This is a genomic window from Nocardia brasiliensis ATCC 700358 (assembly GCF_000250675.2).
Lineage (GTDB): Bacteria > Actinomycetota > Actinomycetes > Mycobacteriales > Mycobacteriaceae > Nocardia > Nocardia brasiliensis_B.
Window position 1 is genome coordinate 7,001,603 of sequence record NC_018681.1, and the last position, 18,436, is coordinate 7,020,038.

22 protein-coding genes are annotated in these 18,436 nt (G+C 67.8%); 12 read left to right on the top strand and 10 right to left on the bottom strand.

Translation table 11 applies throughout. The annotated features are described in order from the left end of the window. Nucleotides 1-134: 134 nt before the first annotated feature. Nucleotides 135-560, bottom strand: a complete 426-nt coding sequence (locus O3I_RS30980) for a ribonuclease domain-containing protein (RefSeq protein WP_014986971.1) — start codon at nucleotides 558-560, stop codon at nucleotides 135-137. A 178-nt stretch (nucleotides 561-738) separates the two neighbouring features. On the opposite strand from O3I_RS30980, the gene O3I_RS30985 reads away from it, so the two are divergent. Then, entirely contained in the window at nucleotides 739-1,599 is an 861-nt protein-coding gene (locus tag O3I_RS30985; protein WP_014986972.1) for a helix-turn-helix domain-containing protein, read from the top strand. 12 nt (nucleotides 1,600-1,611) lie between these two features. On the opposite strand, the gene O3I_RS30990 is transcribed toward O3I_RS30985, so the two are convergent. Together O3I_RS30990 and O3I_RS30995 are read right to left on the bottom strand one after the other, a co-directional pair. Beyond that, a complete protein-coding gene (locus tag O3I_RS30990; RefSeq protein WP_014986973.1) occupies nucleotides 1,612-2,433 on the bottom strand; it encodes an ABC transporter permease in 822 nt (273 codons plus the stop codon). Beyond that, a complete protein-coding gene (locus O3I_RS30995) occupies nucleotides 2,430-3,245 on the bottom strand; it encodes an ABC transporter permease (protein WP_014986974.1) in 816 nt (271 codons plus the stop codon). Before O3I_RS30995 ends, O3I_RS30990 begins: the two co-directional genes overlap by 4 nt. A gap of 202 nt (nucleotides 3,246-3,447) precedes the next feature. Here O3I_RS30995 and O3I_RS31000 point away from each other — a divergent pair, with 202 nt between their 5' ends. Both O3I_RS31000 and O3I_RS31005 read left to right on the top strand, forming a co-directional pair. Continuing rightward, on the top strand, nucleotides 3,448-4,827 hold the full coding sequence (locus O3I_RS31000) for an APC family permease (protein ID WP_014986975.1): 1,380 nt from the start codon (nucleotides 3,448-3,450) through the stop codon (nucleotides 4,825-4,827). A gap of 65 nt (nucleotides 4,828-4,892) precedes the next feature. Next, the gene (locus O3I_RS31005) at nucleotides 4,893-5,393 is read left to right on the top strand and encodes a hypothetical protein (RefSeq protein WP_141691630.1); all 501 of its coding nucleotides are present in this window, start codon (nucleotides 4,893-4,895) and stop codon (nucleotides 5,391-5,393) included. On the opposite strand, the gene O3I_RS31010 is transcribed toward O3I_RS31005, so the two are convergent. The 3 genes from O3I_RS31010 to O3I_RS31020 all read right to left on the bottom strand — a co-directional run bounded on the left by O3I_RS31010 (nucleotide 5,394) and on the right by O3I_RS31020 (nucleotide 7,790). After that, on the bottom strand, nucleotides 5,394-5,846 hold the full coding sequence (locus O3I_RS31010) for a hypothetical protein (RefSeq protein ID WP_014986977.1): 453 nt from the start codon (nucleotides 5,844-5,846) through the stop codon (nucleotides 5,394-5,396). 191 nt (nucleotides 5,847-6,037) lie between these two features. Further along, the gene (locus O3I_RS31015; RefSeq protein ID WP_014986978.1) at nucleotides 6,038-7,015 is read right to left on the bottom strand and encodes a phosphotransferase; all 978 of its coding nucleotides are present in this window, start codon (nucleotides 7,013-7,015) and stop codon (nucleotides 6,038-6,040) included. Nucleotides 7,016-7,034: 19 nt separating this feature from the next. Beyond that, entirely contained in the window at nucleotides 7,035-7,790 is a 756-nt protein-coding gene (locus O3I_RS31020) for an SDR family oxidoreductase (RefSeq protein ID WP_014986979.1), read from the bottom strand. A gap of 67 nt (nucleotides 7,791-7,857) precedes the next feature. On the opposite strand from O3I_RS31020, the gene O3I_RS31025 reads away from it, so the two are divergent. From O3I_RS31025 to O3I_RS45730, 9 genes are all read left to right on the top strand, one after another. Beyond that, on the top strand, nucleotides 7,858-8,205 hold the full coding sequence (locus O3I_RS31025; protein ID WP_141691631.1) for a winged helix-turn-helix transcriptional regulator: 348 nt from the start codon (nucleotides 7,858-7,860) through the stop codon (nucleotides 8,203-8,205). Between the two features lie 33 nt (nucleotides 8,206-8,238). Beyond that, nucleotides 8,239-9,297, top strand: a complete 1,059-nt coding sequence (locus O3I_RS31030; protein WP_014986981.1) for a MerR family transcriptional regulator — start codon at nucleotides 8,239-8,241, stop codon at nucleotides 9,295-9,297. After that, nucleotides 9,294-9,803, top strand: a complete 510-nt coding sequence (locus tag O3I_RS31035) for a hypothetical protein (protein WP_014986982.1) — start codon at nucleotides 9,294-9,296, stop codon at nucleotides 9,801-9,803. Before O3I_RS31030 ends, O3I_RS31035 begins: the two co-directional genes overlap by 4 nt. A gap of 120 nt (nucleotides 9,804-9,923) precedes the next feature. After that, nucleotides 9,924-10,424, top strand: a complete 501-nt coding sequence (locus O3I_RS31040; RefSeq protein WP_014986983.1) for a peroxynitrite isomerase — start codon at nucleotides 9,924-9,926, stop codon at nucleotides 10,422-10,424. A 139-nt stretch (nucleotides 10,425-10,563) separates the two neighbouring features. After that, nucleotides 10,564-10,884 carry a type VII secretion target gene (locus O3I_RS31045; RefSeq protein WP_014986984.1) on the top strand — a complete coding sequence of 107 codons (321 nt, stop codon included), beginning with the start codon at nucleotides 10,564-10,566 and terminating at the stop codon, nucleotides 10,882-10,884. Beyond that, entirely contained in the window at nucleotides 10,881-11,603 is a 723-nt protein-coding gene (locus tag O3I_RS31050; protein WP_014986985.1) for a WXG100 family type VII secretion target, read from the top strand. Before O3I_RS31045 ends, O3I_RS31050 begins: the two co-directional genes overlap by 4 nt. A gap of 4 nt (nucleotides 11,604-11,607) precedes the next feature. Further along, on the top strand, nucleotides 11,608-12,057 hold the full coding sequence (locus tag O3I_RS43105) for a hypothetical protein (protein ID WP_014986986.1): 450 nt from the start codon (nucleotides 11,608-11,610) through the stop codon (nucleotides 12,055-12,057). A gap of 45 nt (nucleotides 12,058-12,102) precedes the next feature. Further along, nucleotides 12,103-12,555 (top strand): hypothetical protein, encoded by a 453-nt coding sequence (locus O3I_RS31060; protein WP_041562980.1) that lies wholly within the window; start codon nucleotides 12,103-12,105, stop codon nucleotides 12,553-12,555. A 305-nt stretch (nucleotides 12,556-12,860) separates the two neighbouring features. Further along, the gene (locus O3I_RS45730; protein ID WP_167829190.1) at nucleotides 12,861-13,019 is read left to right on the top strand and encodes a hypothetical protein; all 159 of its coding nucleotides are present in this window, start codon (nucleotides 12,861-12,863) and stop codon (nucleotides 13,017-13,019) included. Nucleotides 13,020-13,025: 6 nt separating this feature from the next. Here the strand turns inward: O3I_RS45730 and O3I_RS31065 are convergent, their stop codons facing one another. The 4 genes from O3I_RS31065 to O3I_RS31080 all read right to left on the bottom strand — a co-directional run bounded on the left by O3I_RS31065 (nucleotide 13,026) and on the right by O3I_RS31080 (nucleotide 18,319). Beyond that, nucleotides 13,026-14,834 carry a penicillin-binding transpeptidase domain-containing protein gene (locus O3I_RS31065; protein ID WP_041562981.1) on the bottom strand — a complete coding sequence of 603 codons (1,809 nt, stop codon included), beginning with the start codon at nucleotides 14,832-14,834 and terminating at the stop codon, nucleotides 13,026-13,028. Nucleotides 14,835-14,887: 53 nt separating this feature from the next. Then, nucleotides 14,888-15,754 carry a GNAT family N-acetyltransferase gene (locus O3I_RS31070; protein WP_014986989.1) on the bottom strand — a complete coding sequence of 289 codons (867 nt, stop codon included), beginning with the start codon at nucleotides 15,752-15,754 and terminating at the stop codon, nucleotides 14,888-14,890. 64 nt (nucleotides 15,755-15,818) lie between these two features. Beyond that, on the bottom strand, nucleotides 15,819-16,976 hold the full coding sequence (gene ispG, locus O3I_RS31075; RefSeq protein ID WP_014986990.1) for a flavodoxin-dependent (E)-4-hydroxy-3-methylbut-2-enyl-diphosphate synthase: 1,158 nt from the start codon (nucleotides 16,974-16,976) through the stop codon (nucleotides 15,819-15,821). A gap of 143 nt (nucleotides 16,977-17,119) precedes the next feature. Continuing rightward, complete coding sequence (locus O3I_RS31080) at nucleotides 17,120-18,319, bottom strand: M50 family metallopeptidase (RefSeq protein WP_014986991.1); 1,200 nt, start codon at nucleotides 18,317-18,319, stop codon at nucleotides 17,120-17,122. Between the last annotated feature and the right edge of the window lie 117 nt (nucleotides 18,320-18,436).

Here is an 18,436-nt window from a genome sequence, read left to right on the forward strand (position 1 = left end):
CTAATAGACCGATCGGCCTGGCTACGATCGCGCAATCACGAGCTACCAACCGGTCCGTCTCTGAATGGACACAAAACGGGCTCGGAAGCCGAAGCTTTCGAGCCCGTTGGGGAATCGGTGCGGGGAACCGGCGTTCAGCGCATTTTGGTGAAGGTCGCGTAGTGGTCGCCGGTGTACCAGGCGGAGTGGTCGCTGCCGGTGACTATGCGCTCGGCATCGCGGTTGTGGCCCGGCTGTTTGATATTGACGTCCCACTCGCGGTACGCGATCGTCCTGCCTGCCGCATCGGTGCGGGGTAGGGTGCCGTCGCGGTTCTGCCAGGTCCCACCGCCCTTGGTGCCGGAGCCGTCGTTCGGCGGCCAGGTGCCCGCGTCGATGCGCGCGAGCGTGTCCCAGGCTCGCTGCGGCACGCTGGCGCCGACCAGCGTGATCGTATCGGCCGGCACCGGCCGTGCCGCTTGTTGCGCACCCGTCGACAACCCGAGTACCAAGGTCAGGCCCGCCACCAGCGCGGCAACGGTGAACCCGACACGCTTCGCTATCGATGCCACCCCAGTCATAGGCGCAGAACCTACTGCCCCGAGCCGAACACCAGGTTTCCGCAGGTTTCCGTGCGGTGAAGATTGGGGTGCCTGCGGCGGGCATGAAATGTCATGTGTGCCCGCAAACCTCGATTCCGCGCAGCATGGAACGGGGTACGCTCTGATTTTCGCTGGCGCACATCGGAGGGATGTTGTCATGGCAGGCAAGCGCACCGTCCTGACCGTGCGATTGCGCAGGTTGGCCGCGATGCTGCACGAGATGCGCGAACACGCCGGGCTCAGCAAGGAAGAGGTCAGCGCGAAGACCGGCATCAACGTCACCACGCTGTATCGCATCGAGACCGCGCAGGCGCGGCCGCAACGACGCACCCTGCAGGCGATGCTCGATCTGTACGGCGTGAGCGAGGAGCAGCGCGAGGACGCCAGCGAACTACTGTCGGACGCGCTCAAGCCCGGTATGTCACGGGCTTACGAGGGCAGCGTCTCCGAGGTCTACGCGGCCTACATCAATTTCGAGGCCGAGGCGCTGTCCGCGCGGCACTACCAGACCTCCACCATTCCTGGACTGCTGCAGACCATGGAGTACGCGACCGCGGTGATCGACACCTCGATGCCGAAGGTAGAGGCGTCGGTGATGGAGGACCGGGCCCGCGCCAGGATGGACCGCGCGGCCAACCTCACCAAAGACGAACCGCTGGAGCTGTGGGTGGTGATGGACGAGGCGGCGATCCGGCGCACCGTCGGCGGGCCCGCGGTGATGCGCGGCCAGCTGGACCGGCTACTCCAGGAAACCAAGCGCAAGAACGTGATTCTGCAGATCCTGCCGTTCGACGCGGGCGCCCACCCCGGGATGGCGGGCTCGTTCACGCTGCTCGACTTCCACGACCCGGCCGATCCGGAACTGGTCTACGTGGAGGGCATCGCGGGCGACGAGCTGATCGAGGGCCATCCCGAGATCCGGCGCTTCGGCGTGATCTTCGACCAGCTGCGTGCCATGGCCCTGAGCCCACGCGATTCCGCGGCGATGATCATCGACGCCGCGGGCAAGATGGGCTAACTCCTCGAACCACTAGCCGCGGCTGGCCCGACGGTAGCCGACTACGGCGGGCACCGCGAACAACACGATCGCCCCCACCGACCACGCCACCGTGGCGAGCAGCGGCCCCCGGACCGCGCCACCGAGGGACAACCCGCGCATCGCGTCGATCGCATGGGTCATCGGCTGATGCGCGACGATCGGCTGCGCCCAGCGCGGATACGCGCTCAGCGGCGCGAAACCGGTGCTGAAGAACATCATCAGCGATGACCCGAGCGAAACCGCCTCCACCAGAGCTGCTTTCGCGGTGAACACGGCGACGGCGGTGACGAGCGTCGCGAAGCCCAGCCCGTACAGCAGCGGCACGCCGAACAGCGCGAGCCCGGCCAGGACGCCCTGTTCGAAGCGAAACCCGAGCAGTATCCCTACGGCGAACAGCACCGTGGTGCACAACAGGATTCGCACCGCTTCGGCGAGGATCCGGGACGCCAGACCGGACGCCCGGTGCACCGGCAGCACCCACAGCCGGGCCAGCAGTCCCTGGTCGCGCTCCCGGCCGAGCGTGATCGCACCGGCCAGCGAACCGGACATCACCCCGACCAGGGCCACCATCGGCACCGAACCGTACAACGCACTGGCACCGGCGAAGACCGAGATCTGCTTGCCGAGCACGGTATTCAGCACAATCAACAGCAGCGCCGGGAACACCAGCGACTGCACCGTCGTCAACGGATCACGCCCCCAGCGCAGCAGCAGCCGCCGCGTTTGGATGACGGTCTGCGGCATTAGCAGTCGCCAGGTCTCGGTCCGGCCGTGCACCACCGGCAAGTCCGCGGCGACGCGAGTTCCGGTCATCCCGACCTCCGCATGGCGACCATCGCGCCGAGCCCACCGAACACCAGGAGGAGGCCAACCGCCCAAGCCAATCCGGGCCCGAGCACCGGCCAGCTCACGACACCGGCGTTGCCGCTCGGATCACCGGCCAGCGCGCGCATCGCATAGACGAACTGGGACACGGGTTGATTGCGCGCGAATCCTTGCAGCCAGGAGGGGAATTGGTGAGCCGGTGCCAAACCCGTCGACACCAGGCCGAGCACGAGTTGCGGGAAGATCAGCGCCTGCGAGATCGCCTCGGGCTTGGCGACGATACTGCCGATCAGGTCGGCGCCGAGGGTCAGCGCCAACGCCACCAGCAACGCGAAAACGACGAAACCTGCTGTCTCCAGCAGACTTCCGTAGAAGCGCACGCCGATCACCCAGCCGCAGACGAGAGCAACGGCCAATGAGACGACGGCACGATACAGCGCCGCGGTGGTCCGTGCGGCCAACGGCACCGCGGCCGGCATCGGCAGCGACCCGAACCGCACGGTGAGCCCGTCTCGAGCGTCGGACGCGGCCCGGAACGCGGCCGAGGTCGCGCAGAACGCCAACGCCTGCATCACGATCATCGGCAGCAGGAACTGCGCGTAACTGCTCAGCCCGTGTCCGTATCCGCTCATCACCAGGTTCAGCGGCACATAGAACCCGAGGGTGAACACCGTAGGCGCGACGACCGCGGTGACCAGCTCGCCATTGCGCCACGACGGCCGCACCAGTCGGCAGGTCAGCACCCACCACTGCGCCACCGCGCCGAACCGCGGCCGCGACGCCACCGTGGGCAGGCTCATCCGCACGCTCTCATCCTGCGACCGCACCCTCTCATCCTGCGGAAAACCGCGCCGGTTCCCGGGGAACCCGCCCCCGGTCCGCATGTCGCGGCCGGTTGTCTATGGGATACCGAGACAGCGCGCGATCCGGTTCACCCCGTGGACTACTTTCAACGGGTTCTGGGTACTTCATCCATCTGTCACAGAGATCGGGAGGGGAACCATGGCCGACACAACCGCCGAGCGGGCAGCCGAACCGGAGCTGAAACGGGTGATGGGTCCGGGCTTGCTGCTGCTGTTCGTGGTGGGCGACATTCTCGGTTCGTCGATCTACGCGCTCACCGGCAAAGTCGCGAACGAGGTGGGCGGCGCGGTCTGGGTGCCGTTCGTGGTCTCGTTCCTGGTCGCCCTGGTCACGGCGATGAGCTATCTGGAACTGGTCACCAAATATCCGCATGCGGCAGGTGCGGCCCTCTATACGCACAAGGCTTTCGGCATCCAGTTCTTCACCTTCATGGTGGCGTTCGCGGTGATGTGCTCCGGTATCACCTCGGCGGCGACGGCCTCCCGGGCCTTCGGCGCCAACTTCTCCGCGGCCTTCGATCTCGACCTCGGCCCGGGCGCGGCGATCACGCTGATCGCGCTCGGCTTCATGCTCGTCGTCGCCGCGATCAACCTGCGCGGCGTCAGCGAGGGCGTGAAGCTGAACGTGGTGCTCACCTGCATCGAGCTGACCGGCCTGCTGCTCGTCATCGGAATCGGCTGCTGGGCGCTCGGCGTCGGGGACGGCGATTTCAGCCGGATCACCGAGTTCGAGACCGGCGACCGGACCGCCGTCGGCGGCGTCATCGCGGCCACCACCCTGGCGTTCTACGCCATGGTCGGTTTCGAGGACTCGGTCAACATGGCCGAGGAGTGCAAGCAGCCCAGCCGGATCTTCCCGAAGGTGCTGCTGGCCGGTCTCGCCATCACCGCCCTCATCTATGTGCTGGTGTCCATTACCGCGGTGGCCCTGGTGCCGATCGCCCAGCTCGGCCAGGGCGACACCCCGCTGTTGCAGGTGGTGAAGGTCGGCGCACCGGCGTTCCCGACTCATGTCTTCGCCTACATCAGCATGATCGCTGTGGCCAACACCGCGCTGATCAACATGCTGATGGCCAGCCGCCTGCTCTACGGCATGGCTCGGCAGGGCGTGCTGCCCCGGCAGCTCGGCCGCGTCCATTCGGGCCGGCGCACGCCGTTCGTGGCAATCCTGTTCACCACGCTGCTCGCGCTCGGCCTGATCGCGTTCGTCGGCGAGGTGCCCGAACTCGGCGGAACCACGGCGCTGCTGCTGCTCGCGGTGTTCACCGTGGTGAATGTCGCCGTTCTGGTGCTGCGGCGAGATCCGGTCTCGCACGAGCATTTCCGGACGCCGACCGCGCTGCCCGTCCTCGGCGCGCTGACGTGCGGCTTCCTGGTGACCCCGTTCACCGATCGCAATCCGCAGCAGTACGTGATCGCCGGCATCCTGCTCGGTATCGGCGTCGTGCTGTGGGGTGTGAACCACTTCGCGATCAAATATCTGCACGCCGAACCATCCGCCGCGGAACCGTCCACGTAGTGGTCGATCCGCCGGGCCGGATCAGCGGGTGACGCGAAGCGAACCGGTGGGTAATGTGTGCCGAGATGACCAGCATGGACGCTCGTTTCGGTGATGCCACCCGAACCGTGCCCCTCCCCAACCCGTGGGATCTGTCCGCGTACCTCGCCGCCGTCGCCGCGCACCGGGGACGCTCCATCACCCTGCACACCGCGCCGAAGGCGTTGCTGCACGAGATCGGTTGCGGCGCCGGGGGTCTGTGGGTCGCGCGCACGCACGACGACATCATCGTCCGCGACAGCGAAGCGACCGGACGCAACGCCGACCACATCGTCCTGCACGAGGTGGGGCACATGCTGCTCGGCCACGGCGAGCAGGAGTCGGCGGACACCGATCCACTGCCGCCCTCGCTGGCGGTGTTGCTGCCGGCGATGTCGCCGCGATCGATCAAACATGTGCTGGGCCGCAGCGAATTCGGCGAGGACCGCGAGCGGGAGGCGGAGGTGTTCGCCGATATGACGATGGTCTACGCGACGCTGCCGCGGCGGCGGGCCCGCTCGTTCCGGCTGTTCGGCCGCGGCCGGTAGTCACCGGTCGTCGTAGGGATCGTCCGGTAAGCGGCGGATGCCGTGGCGCAGGTCCTCGACCAGCTGCTGGTAGCCGGCGGCCAGCGCTTCGATGCGCACCCACGCGTCGTAGAAGACGGCTTCCGGGGCATAGGTCAGCGCGGTGGTCGCCTGCGCGGTCATCTCCGCGAGTCGATCCACCAGCCTGCCGACCGTTTCGGGATGTTCGACCGCGGCGAGTTCCGGGACGGGCGTGGCCAGGGTGACCCAGCGATCGATGGTGCGTACCAGCTGGATCCGCCGCCGCTCGATCTTGATCGACTCGGCGGCCGGGGTGCGTTCCCGCGCCAGATGCAGCTGCGCCAGCTCACCGGCGGCCTCCAGCATCGGGTGGTCCGCGTGCGGAAACCCCCGCAGCGCCGCCAGCAGCAGGTACTTGCCGGGGATGACCCGGTCGTTACCCGAACGGTTCACGTCAGCGGCGCCTGACACACATCGATAGCGTGAACGAGAGTGCCCCCCTCCACGTCGTTTTCACCCACTTCCGTCGGTCCGACACGCAGCATTCGCCCAGCTCCCCACCAGTCGGCCAACACGCGCATCGAGCTTCGGCTAACTCTGAGTGACCACACCTTAATCTGCCACTCGGAAGTAATTTCCTGGGGCTATGCCCAACCGACGCGCCGTTGCAGCCAATCCCGGGCAAGTCCGGCGAAGCGCCGTTGATGCGTGCGCAGCTTCGGCGAACTCGGTATCGCGGGCTTGCGTGAGTTGGTGGCCCAGTATCCACCCATCGCACAGACCACCGCATCGATGGCCCCCGGATCGACGTCGGCGGTGACCGGATGGGTCGCGAGGATCGAGTCGGGATCGACCCCGGCGGCGGCGAACGACGGAGCCAGCAGGGCCAGGTCGACCCAAGCCGCGCCGCGGCAGGCCCACGCCCAGTCGACCACGAGCACCGCCGCGTCCGCCCGCCGGAGCATATTGCTCGGACTCAGATCGGTGTGCAGCAGCGTTTCCCCGGAAGCGGCTGCGAGCCAGTGCTTTTCGAGTTCGGCGAGCTGGTCCAGGTGCCGCAGCGACCAGTCGTCCAGGTCGGCGGGCGGGCCTTGCTCGGCAAAGGTGCGCCACCCGACGAACGCCGAGCCCAGCGCGTCCGCGATGGTCGGCGCGTGCGGCACCGGGTTGGGCGTCAGCACCTGCGCCATGCCCCCGATGGTGCGCAGCACATCGGCGGCCTCCCCCGGGTCGGCCAACCGCGGATGCACGCCCTCGACCTCGTCGAACGCCGTGACGAACCAGCCGGCGATCTCTTCGCCGAACCGGCATCGCGGCGTCGGCACCCGCTCCGGCAGGCACAGCGCGGTCCGCGCCTCCGAGCGGTACGCGGTCGCGAGCTCGTCCGCGACGTCGATCGCCTTCACGAAGACCCGTGCGCCGTGTGCCAACCGCACCCGGGCCGCGAGCCCGTGACTGAATCCGCCGCGCTGGCAGACGGCGCGCAGCACCGTGCCGCCGAGCCGTTCCTCGATACCCGCGCGGACCTCGTGCGGCAGTTGCTCCCAGTCGATCCGGAAGGCGGTGTCCTCCTCGATGCCGGTCATGCCGACATCCTGCGGGGTGACCGCGCCGATCTCCACCGATTAAGCGGTAGCCCGGTCAGCCGGCGTCGGCGAGGTAGTCGGGGCCGCCGACGTAGCTGGTGTGACCGGACTCGGCGGTCGAGGTGGTGGCTTCGGCTACGGCCGTGGCGAATTCGGAAACGGTGGGCAGCGGGGCCTGCTCGCGCCGGGCCGAAACCGCGTCCGGATTCCGGCGTTCCAGCAGCTGCACGATGATCGTGCCGTCGATCATGTCGCCGGAAACGATGTGCAGCGGGATGTTTCGCGCGGCGAGCGCGGGAATCATCGCCCGCAGCGCGTCCTCACCCGCGCGCTTGCTCGCGGCGATGGGCTCGTAGTCGGCGGGCACCGGCTTACGTCCGTGGAAGTGCGCCTGATGGCTCGTGACGAAAACGATCCTGGCGCCGGAGGGCATGTGCGGCAAGGCGAATCGCACGAGCCGGGTCTGCGCGTCCCGGTTGATCGCCATGGCGTAGCCGGGCGCGGCCTGGCGCTCGAGACCGCCCGAGGCGTTGAGGACGAGCACGTCGATCCGGCCGAACTGCGCGACGATGCCCTCGATCAAGGCGCGGGCCGAATCCTCGTCGGAGATGTCCGCGCCCGCCGTGGACGCGCTGCCTCCGGCGGCCACGATCTCGTCGGCGATCACCTTGGCGCGCTTGAGCTTTTCGCGATAGTTGATGATCACGTGATCGCCGCCGGCCGCCAGGATCCGGGCCGTTTCCGCACCGATGCCCCGGGACGCGCCCGTGATCAGAACGACCCTCTGTCCGTCTGCTTCGCCCACCGTCACCCTCTCGATCGCGGGCCCGGCGGCCCGGCGAATTGCTTCTAATTCAGAACCACTATGGTAGTTCTAAATGAGAAGTGCAAACGGGGCGACGCCACCGAACGGCGGGCGAGATCCGGCGAACGCGCCGATCCTCGCCGCAATGGAGCTGCTGGGCCAGCGCTGGATGCTGCGCATCCTGTGGGAATTGGAACCGGGCCGCCTCGGCTTTCTCGAACTGCGCCGGCGCATGGACAACTGCTCGTCGAGCATGCTCTCCGTCCGCCTCCAGCACCTGCAATCCGCGGGCCTGATCGTCAAGAACGCGGACAAGTCCTACGAGTTGACCACCGCCGGAACCGGACTCACCGCCGCGCTGCACCCGCTCTGGGACTGGTCCCGGCACTGGCCACCCGCCGAGGGCGAACCGGCGGTTTGACCTTCGGCCTACCTGAGACTTCATGATGACCGGGTGGCAGAGTCCGGCAGATTGATCACGATCGGCGTGCTCGCGCGAGCCAGCGGGCTCACGGCGAGCGCGCTGCGCTTCTACGACGACTGCGGGCTCTTGGTGCCCGCCCGCGTCGATCCGCTCACCGGGTACCGGTACTACACCGCGAACCAGCGGGAGCGCGCGACGCTGATCCGCAGGCTGCGGGCCATCGAGGTGCCGCTCGAGTCGATCGCCGACATCCTGACCGGTGATGCCCGGCGCGCCGAGCAACTCCTGGATCGGCACGTGGCCGAACTGCACCGGCGGGCCCGCGCGGCCGAACAGGCCGCGGTGGCGATCAAACAGGCGCTGGCCGGCGACCGGGTCACCGTGCCCGCGGCGCTGCTCGCCACGGCGTTCGAGCAGGTGCGCTCCGCGACCGCGGTCGATCCCGAGATCCCGGTCCTGGCAGGCATTTCGGTCGAAGTGGACGCCACCTCGCTGACGCTGACCGCCACCGATCGATACCGGCTCTCGACCAGGAGCGTGGTACCGCGGGAGCGCCAGGGCGCGGACTGGTCCCTGGTCGTCGACGCGCGCGAACTCGGCCCGATCCTCGAGTGGCTCAGCGAACTCGACGAAATCGTCGCGGCGCCAACGGATCAGGGGCTGCGACTAGTCGGCGCCGGCGAACAGCGGTACTGCCCCGTGATCGATGAGCGATTCCCTGACTACCGCGCCATGCTGGACGCGCTCGCGCCCCCGCGGCTGCGCGTGGTCACGGCTCGCGAACCGTTGCTCGCCGCCCTCGAAAGCGACTCGGCCACCGTTCGATTCGCGACCGAACGCGCCGGGCTCACGATTTCGGACGCCCACGGCGCACGTCGATGGTTGCCCGCCGAGCGCACCGGCCCCGATCTCGCTTTGACTTTCACCACCGCGACGCTGCGCCCGGCGATCCACAGCGCGCTCGGCCCGGATCTCATGATCGACATCGCCGCCGCCGACCGGCCGGTCGTCGTCCGTTCCGCCATCGACGGCGATCTCACCACCCTTGTCATGCCGACCCATCCCGCCACACCCGAGGAGAACCGATGACCACGACCGACACCACCATGACCGCCATCACCCATGCGGTGGAACTCGGCCGGGCCGGACAGCCCGACCCCGCTCGCACCGCACTGCTGGAGATCTGGGATTCCCTTGGCCCCCAGGGGGATCCACTGCACCGCTGCGCACTCGCGCACTACCTGGCCGACCTGCACGACGACCCGGCCGAGGCGCTCACCTGGGATATCCGCGCCCTCGACGCCGCCGACAGCCTGACCGACGGCCGGGCCCAGCAGTACCATCCGTCGCTGCAGGTCCGCGGCTTCTATCCGTCGCTGCACCTGAATCTCGCGGACAATTACCGCAGGCTCGGCTCGTTCGCCGCCGCCCGCCGCGAAATCGCTGCCACCCGTAGGACATTGCCGAACCTGCCGGACAACCCGTACCGCACGGTCATCCACACCGCGCTCGCCGAAGTGGAAACAGCCGTGCGGGCCGGCGACACCAGCCCACGCGCGTCCGCCCCAACCGGTCGACCGGACGCCGGTGCATAGTGCGACGCCCGCCGTTCTCGGAGCGAATCGGTTTTCCGTTCAGGTAAAGCTAACCTTATTGTCGACTGGATTCGACGGTATGTGAAACCCCCGAGAACCAACAGGTTTAGGCTGTGCGCCGTGGTCGAATCCCAACCGCCAATCGCACCCCATCCCGATATCGCCCCCTTGGCTGCGCTGCTCGGCACCTGGCGCGGCAACGGACACGGCGAATACCCGACCATCCAACCGTTCGATTATCTGGAAGAAGTCCGGTTCGGTCATCTCGGCCGCCCGTTCCTCACCTACCGGCAGCGCACCCGCGCGGCCGACGACGGCCGCCCGATGCACGCCGAAACCGGATATCTGCGCTGCCCGCGCCCGGATCGGGTGGAATTGATCTTGGCCCACCCCACCGGGATCACCGAAATATGCGAGGGCGCACTGACGGTCGACGACGGCGCGCTGCACCTGGAATTCGACTCGACCAGTATCGGCCGTTCCAGTACCGCGAAACTCGTTACCGCACTCGGCCGGACCTTTCAGGTCAAGGGCGACACGATCGACTACACGGTGCGCATGGCCGCGGTCGGCGAGCCGCTGCAACACCACCTCGCCGCCACGCTGATCCGCGCCGAGTAGCCGGAAAAATCTCTCCCGATTCGATGGAACCGAACGCCGTCGTGTCGCGTCGAACCAGTATCGGACCCGGACGGCCGCCGACGTCGTCGTCCTCCGGAGCAGCCGATCCGGTACCGGACGACGACAACGGGAGGACCCGATGGCCGAAGAGCTCCGAGTGCGACCCGATCAGCTGGACGAGTTCGCCGCCGCACTAGGCGATCTGGCGGGCCAGGTCGGCTCCGCGAAGGACTACGCGGCCACCTGGTTCGCCTTCGGCGACCACGACGGCCGGATCTATGCGCAGGTCAAAGGCATGCTCGAGGAAGTACGCCGGAATCTCGAGTCCAACTACGTCCACCTGCGGGAGCTGAGCGAGACAGCGTCGACGGAACTCGCCCAGAGTGCCGAGATGTACCGGACCACCGATCTGGCCACGGCGATCCGCCTGGACCGCACCTACGTCGGGGTGCCGAAGTGACCGGCCCGGCGGCGGCCCTGCAGGTTCCCGAGGCCACCGATCCGCTGCCCGGCTGGATTCCCTTCTTCCTCGGCGGGAACTACGTCTCCCCGGCCTACTACATCGGCCAGGCCATCCAAAGCATCACCGGCACCGACGTATTCGGCCTGGCCTCGGAGTTCGTCGCGGGTGACTGGGCAGGAGTGAAACAGGCCGCGGACGCCGCGGGGAACCTGGCCGGATTCAACGCCGCCTTCCACGATTCGCTCGAAACCGAGTGGCAGCGCCTGCTGTCCGAGTCGTGGCGCGGCAACGCCGCCGACCAGGCCCGAGGCTACTTCCACCACCTCGCGGGCGGCGTCGAATTCCAGGTCACGGCACTTCGGGAGATCGAACGCACCCTGAACAACATCGGCAACTCCATGCTCAATCTGGCCCGGCTGCTCGGCGACCTGCTGCAGGACATCGTCGATTGGACGATCATGTGGCTGGCCGAAATGGCCGCGGCCGCGGTGCTGTCCTCGACACTGGTCGGTGCTCCCGGTGCGGCCGCGGCCGCCGCGGTGGCTGCCGCACACGCCGTGATGATCTTCGCCAGGTTCGAGCAGATCCTGACCGTGACGACCGGCGCGTTCAAAACCGTCGTCGGCCTCGGCGCCACCGCGCTGGAACTGTCCAGCAGACCGCCGAGCGAGCTGCCGCCGCTGGGCACTTCGACCTACAACCACCCTGGAGCGTGACCGGATGCCACAGCAACCCGAGGTCGTCTTCGATGTGGCGCAGGGCGATCTCGGCGCCGCACGCCACCTGCGTCGCTCGCTCGAGGTGCTCGCGTCCTCGACCGCGGATCCGGAATTGCGCCGCACCCTCGGCGAGGTACTCGCCGGCCGGGCGAGCATGCGCGAATTCGGCAAATCCGACGGGTTCGCACGACTGCTCGACGGCATCGCCCAGGGCATATTCCATCGAGCGGGCGCGATGTCGGCCGCCGAGCGCGAACGGCTGGCCGCGCTCGGGCAAGCGGAACTGGATCAACTGCGCGAATCCGGCGCGCCGCACGATCAACCCGAACCCCCGGCTGCGGTGCGACCCGACACCCGCACACCGCACCGCGACCCGATCGTCGACCCGGGCGAGCCGGACGCGGACGACCGATACTTCGAGGAACATCGGCGCCGTGGCTGGCTCGAATAACCGCTATCGGGTCTTTTCCTGGCGCGCCACACTTTTCGGCCGCACGTGACGCGGGCGAATACCGGAATACTGCTCACCCCGCGGCAATTGCGGACCGACCACGGCGCCGGTCCGATCGTGCTCGACTGGACCGATATTTCCGGCATTCACGCCGCCCATGTCCGCAACAGTCCGGCCGCGCTCGCTACCGCCGCGGCGACAAACATGATCGTCGTCCTGGTCGATGATCCCGCGGTGCTCGGTCCCGACGATCCGACGACCACACCGGATGGACGTTTCCCCGATGCGGGCTACCTCGCTTATGAAATACCTCATCAGCAAATCGACACCGACCCCACCCTCGTGTTCCTCACACTGCGTTATTACCTGCACCACGGAGAGCGCCGCCGCGAACTCGGCACCGAGGCTGCGTTGCGCCGATTCCGAAAGGGACATTTCGCCGCCCCGTGCGATTCCGGCGCCGCAGCAGAACAGACCGATCCGGCGAAATCCGGATAGCATCCGCCCAACCACAACGGGCGCGCGATTTTCTCTGTCCGAATAGCCCGTTCCCTGTACTTGTTCCAGCATCGTTGGATTTCGCGACAATGCCGCATGCCCGCTGGGTAGTCTCACCGCAGACCATTCGAGAATGTGACCCACACCACTATGGCCCGCGCTGTGCCATCGGCCACATGTCCTTGTTCACCGAATCGCCCAGAGATTACGGTTCGATCAACCAGCAAACTTTCAGTCAACTTCGCGTGGCGAACCCACCCGAAGCAAGAACCCCGTCGACACCCCTGACCTGAGGGAGCCGAACAATGAAGCGTTCCACCACCATTCTGGCCAGCGTCGCGATCATTCTCGGCGGCGCGGCAACCGTCGAGATCCTGGACGGCGGTGATGCCGGCGCCATAATTCTGGAGCACGGCGCGTCCTCCAGCAACCAGCAGGCCGGACCCGGCAGCACCCAGCGCTAGCAGCCGTCAGTAACCCCCGGGCAACGCGGCGAACATATCGCGGGTGACCGCGACCGCGTTGTCCGAACTGCCGCCCTTGACCAGCAGGGTCGCGAACGCCATATCCCCGCGGTAGCCGACGAACCACGAGTGCGAGCCGCCCTCCACCTCCGCCTCACCGGTCTTCCCGTACACCTCGCCCTGATCGGCGATCCGCTCGGCCGTGCCGCCGGTGACCACCCGGCGCATCATCGCGCGCAGGCCGGCGATCACCGCCGGGTCGGGCGCGTCGCCGGGATCATCGATGGTCGTGGTGCGACCCGCGATCAGGTACGGCACCGGCAGCGAGCCGTGCGCGATCGTCGCCGCCATCAACGCCATGCCGAACGCGCTGACCACCACCTTGCCCTGGCCGATGCCGTCCTCGGTGCGCTGCACCAGTTCGTCGGCGGGCGGCACCGACCCGGTGAACGTCGGCAGTCCTGCGATCGTGTAGCCGGTGCCGAGGCCGAATTTCATCGCGGCGTTGTGCAGGGCGGTGCCCGGCAACCTGCTGGCTATGGTCGCGAACGAGGTATTGCACGACCGCTCGTACGCCGTGATCATCGGTACATCCCCGACGGTGAAGAGATTGTAGTTGGGAATCATGCGCTCGCCGATGGTGATTCGGCTCGGGCAGGGCAGCACCGTGTCCGGGGTCGCGATACCGGTGGACATCGCCGCGGCCGCGGTCACCGTCTTGAACACCGAACCGGGCGGATACTGACCGATAGTGGCCACCGGCCCGTCCCGATCGGCCGCCTTGTTCTGCGCGATCGCCAGGATCGCGCCGGTGGAGGGCCGCAGCACCACCATCATGGTCTGGTCGGGGCGCAGGTCGACCGCGCGTTGCGCGGCGTTCTGCACGTTGCGGTCCACGCTGAGCGAGAACGACGGCGCGGGTTGCGACGGCACCTCGGTGAGCACGTCGGTATCGGCGCCGTTGGCGTTCATGGTGACCACGCTCCAGCCCGCCTTGCCGTCGACCTCCGCGATCACCGTCTTGCGCACCTGCGCGAGCAGGTCCGGCGCGAAAGTGCGATCGGTGGGCACCAGATCCCATTCAGAGGTGAGTTGCACGCCGGGCAATCCGATGAGATCGGCACTCACCTGGTCGAATTCGTTCTCGTTGAGCACCATGACGGTGTACGCGCCCGTGGTGGCGGTGGCCGCGTCCCGGATCGCTTCGGGGGTGAGCTTCGGATCGAAGCGGTTCAGCGCGGCCGCGAGGGCCGTGGCCACCGCGCCGGGATCGGGCGCGCTCGCGGCGGTGAACGCGACCCGGGACACCTTGCCGGGCACCAGCACATCGCTGCCCGCCTGCTCGTTCACCCGGGCCCGCGGCGCGGGCGTGGCGCGCAGCGCGAGCGTCTGGGTGTTGCCGAGATTCGGGTGGATGTTCGACGAGGTCCAGCGCACCACCCAGCGGCCTTCGCTGCGGCCCATCTGCAATTGGCCGGTGTAGCGCCAGGTCCGGTTCTTGGGCAGCCGCCACTCGTAGGTGTAGTCGACGGTCGCGGTGTCACCGCTGACCCGGGCCGAGCCGGTGCGCGCGTCCAGCCCCTCCGCCTGCAACTGGTCCCACGCGGAATTCAGTGCGGCGGTGGCCTTTTCGGGCTGGTTGGTGAGCCGGGCCGCGGCCGCCGGGTCGTGCCCGGCGAAGGCCTCGACGAAATCGTCGGCGACCGGCGTCGGCCCCTGCGGACCGCCGCCACAGCCGACGGCGGACAGCGTGAGCACCGCCACGCTCAGCGCGCCGAGCAGCGATTTTCGCAACGGTACCGTCCTGGTCTGCATCGGCACCGATGGTAGTGGCCACCTCCGGGCAAACCCCGGCGGCACACCGTGTTTCAGTCGAGCAGGATGGTGGAGAAGGTCGCGATCTGCCGGAATCCGACACGGCTGTAGGCGCGGCGGGCGATCGCGTTGTAGTCGTTGACGTACAGGCTCGCCGTCCGTCCGGAGGCCACCACAGCGTTCGCGATGGCCGCGGTGCCTGCGGTGCCGCGCCCGCTGCCTCGATGTTCCGGATGCACCCAGACGCCTTGGATCTGACCGGTGCGCCGCGACAGCGCCCCCACCTCCGCCTTGAACACGACCTCGCCGTCCTCGAAACGCGCCCAGGCCCGGCCGGATTCGATCAAGCTCTGAATGCGCCGCCGATATCCGCGACCGCCGTCGCCCGCGCGCGGATCGACGCCGACCTCCTCGATGAACATGGCGATCGCGGCGCCGAGATAGCGATCTATTTCGTCCGGGCGCACCCGCCGCACATTCGGATCAGGAGTCGCCAGTGGCGGTTGTGCGAGCGCGAGCAATGGTTGCTCGCCGCGTAATTCGCGCTCCGGACCCCAATGACCGACCAGCATTTCCCACAGCGGCAACGCCAATTCGCGCCGCCCGACCACCGAGGACGCTATTCGCGGCCAGCGCACGGCACGGTCGGCGAAGGCGCGCAACGCGTCGTGGTCGCCGCGCAGCGGAACCAGATTCGCGCCGGAGAAACACAGCGATTCCGACGGCCCGCCGCGACTCCACAATTCACCCTGTCCGCAGCGCGCGGCATCGAGACCGAATTCCTGGAGCCGGGCCGCGACCATACACGAGGCCACCGGATCGGCGTCCAGAACTCGAAGGACCTGCGCCAGGTCCCGATTCGCGAGCTGCCGCGCGGGGACGTATTTCGCCCTTCGCGTCGGCTCCAGCAGACTCCGCACGTTGACAGCCTGCCACGAATATCCGCGATGTGGTACGGCTATGCCGAACGCAACAGTCCCGCTGTTAGCCGACCGTGACCACCGGCTCGCCCGAGCCGACGTCCTCGCCCATTTCCTCGGCGATCCGCATGGCCTCTTCGATCAGGGTTTCCACGATCTGCGCCTCCGGCACGGTCTTGATGACCTCGCCCTTCACGAAGATCTGGCCCTTGCCGTTGCCCGAGGCCACGCCGAGATCGGCCTCGCGGGCCTCGCCCGGTCCGTTGACGACGCAACCCATCACGGCCACCCGCAGCGGCACCTCCATGCCCTCCAGCCCGGCGGACACCTCGTTGGCCAAGGTGTACACGTCGACCTGCGCCCGCCCACAGGACGGGCAGGACACGATCTCGAGCTTGCGCGGCCGCAGATTCAGCGACTGCAGGATCTGACCGCCGACCTTGATCTCCTCGGCGGGCGGCGCGGACAGCGACACCCGGATGGTGTCGCCGATGCCCTCCGAGAGCAGCGCACCGAACGCCACGGCGGACTTGATGGTGCCCTGGAACGCCGGACCCGCCTCGGTCACACCGAGATGCAGCGGGTAGTCGCTCTGCGCGGCCAGCTGCCGGTACGCCTCCACCATGATCACCGGGTCGTTGTGCTTGACCGAGATCTTGATATCGCCGAAACCGTGCTCCTCGAACAGGCTCGCCTCCCACAGCGCGGACTCGACCAGCGCCTCCGGGGTGGCCTTGCCGTACTTCTCCAGCATCCGCTTGTCCAGCGAACCGGCGTTGACACCGATCCGGATCGGGATACCCGCGGCGCCGGCCGCCTTGGCGACCTCGCCGACTCGGCCGTCGAATTCCTTGATGTTGCCGGGGTTCACGCGCACCGCGGCACAGCCCGCGTCGATCGCGGCGAAGATGTAGCGGGGCTGGAAGTGGATATCGGCGATCACCGGGATCTGGCTCTTACGCGCGATCGTCGCCAGCGCGTCCGCGTCTTCCTGACGCGGACAGGCCACCCGCACGATGTCGCAGCCCGAAGCGGTGAGCTCCGCGATCTGCTGCAGGGTGGCGTTGATGTCGTGGGTCTTGGTGGTGGTCATCGACTGCACGGAGATCGGGTGATCGCTGCCCACTCCGACATTGCCCACCATCAGCTGGCGGGTCTTGCGTCGAGGAGCGAGAACGGCCGCGGGCGCGGCGGGCATCCCCAATCCGATTGTGCTGGTCACCTTCGGCTGCCTACTTTCCGTCCGTACATTCCGGGCCGTTCGCCTACGAGCTTAGTCGCGCCCGCCGAACGGCCACCCTGTGACGCCCGCGACAACGTGCTGTCCCCCAAGTGCCGGCGACAGGTTACCGCGCCGACGGACACTCAGAACAGTTTGATCGGATTCACGATGTCGGCCACCAGGGTGAGCACCATGTACGCGCCGCCGATCACCACCGCGACGTAGGTGACCGGCAACAACTTCAGATAGTCCACCGGCCCGCCGGGCGCGAGTCCCTTCCAGCCGCGGATGGTGTTGCGGACCTTCTCGTAGAGGACCACCGCCATGTGGCCGCCGTCGAGCGGCAGCAACGGCAGGATGTTGAACGCGCCGAGGAAGAAGTTCAGGCTGGCCAGCACCAGGATGAAGACGTTCCACAGGCCGCGTTCGGCGGTCTCGCCGCCGATCTTGCTGGCGCCGTACACGCTGACCGGGGTCTCCGCGTCGCGCTCACCGCCGGTCACCGCGGTCCACAGTGCGGTCACCTTCTGCGGCATCTGGGCCAGCGACTGGAAAGTACGCACGAACATGTCGCCGGTGAACGCGCCCGCGGCGGGGATCGCGGCCAGGACGTTGTACTGGACCGGCTCATAGAAATCCATGCCGACGCCGACGGCGCTGACCTCACGTCCCGCGCCGCCGCCCTCGGGGTAGCGCACGACTCGCTCCGGGGTCACCGGAACGGTGAGGCTCTGGCCCTCGCGGTCGACGGTGTAGGTGAACGGGCCGTTCTGCTTCTGGGTCTCGGACTGGAATTCCTTCCAGGTCTTCACGCTCACCCCGTTGACCGCGGTCACCACGTCACCGCGCTGCAATCCCGCCCGCTGCGCCGGACCGGTACCGGTGCACGGTTGCATACTGCCGTCCGGATTCTGTTGCGCCACACAGTCCATCACCCCGAGCGCGGTAGCCGGCGGCTGATCGAACCGGGGCAGGCCCCACCCGACGGCGAGGAACACCACCAGGATGTAGCCGAGCAGGAAGTTCATCGCGATACCGCCCGACATCACCACCATCCGCTTCCAAGTGGCCTGGCGGTACATCGCGCGTTCGACTTCTTCGGGCTGCAATTCGTCCAGCGCGGTCATGCCCGCGATATCGCAGAAGCCGCCGAGCGGGAGTGCTTTGACTCCGTACTCGGTCTCGCCCCGCCGGAACGAGAAGATCTTCGGCCCGAATCCGATGAAGTACCGCCGCACCTTCATACCGGTGGCTTGCGCGGTCCACATGTGCCCGCATTCGTGCAGCGCAATCGAAATCGTGATGCCTAGAGCGAACAGCACGAAACCCAACGCGAACACCATGTGATTTACAGCCCTCCTGCTGTGCGCAGCTCGCCTGATGACATGCGGCCGCCCGGTCCGGCCGCCCGCAAACCCGGGTGCGCGAGTCCGTCGCGGCCGCGAGCCCACGACCACAGT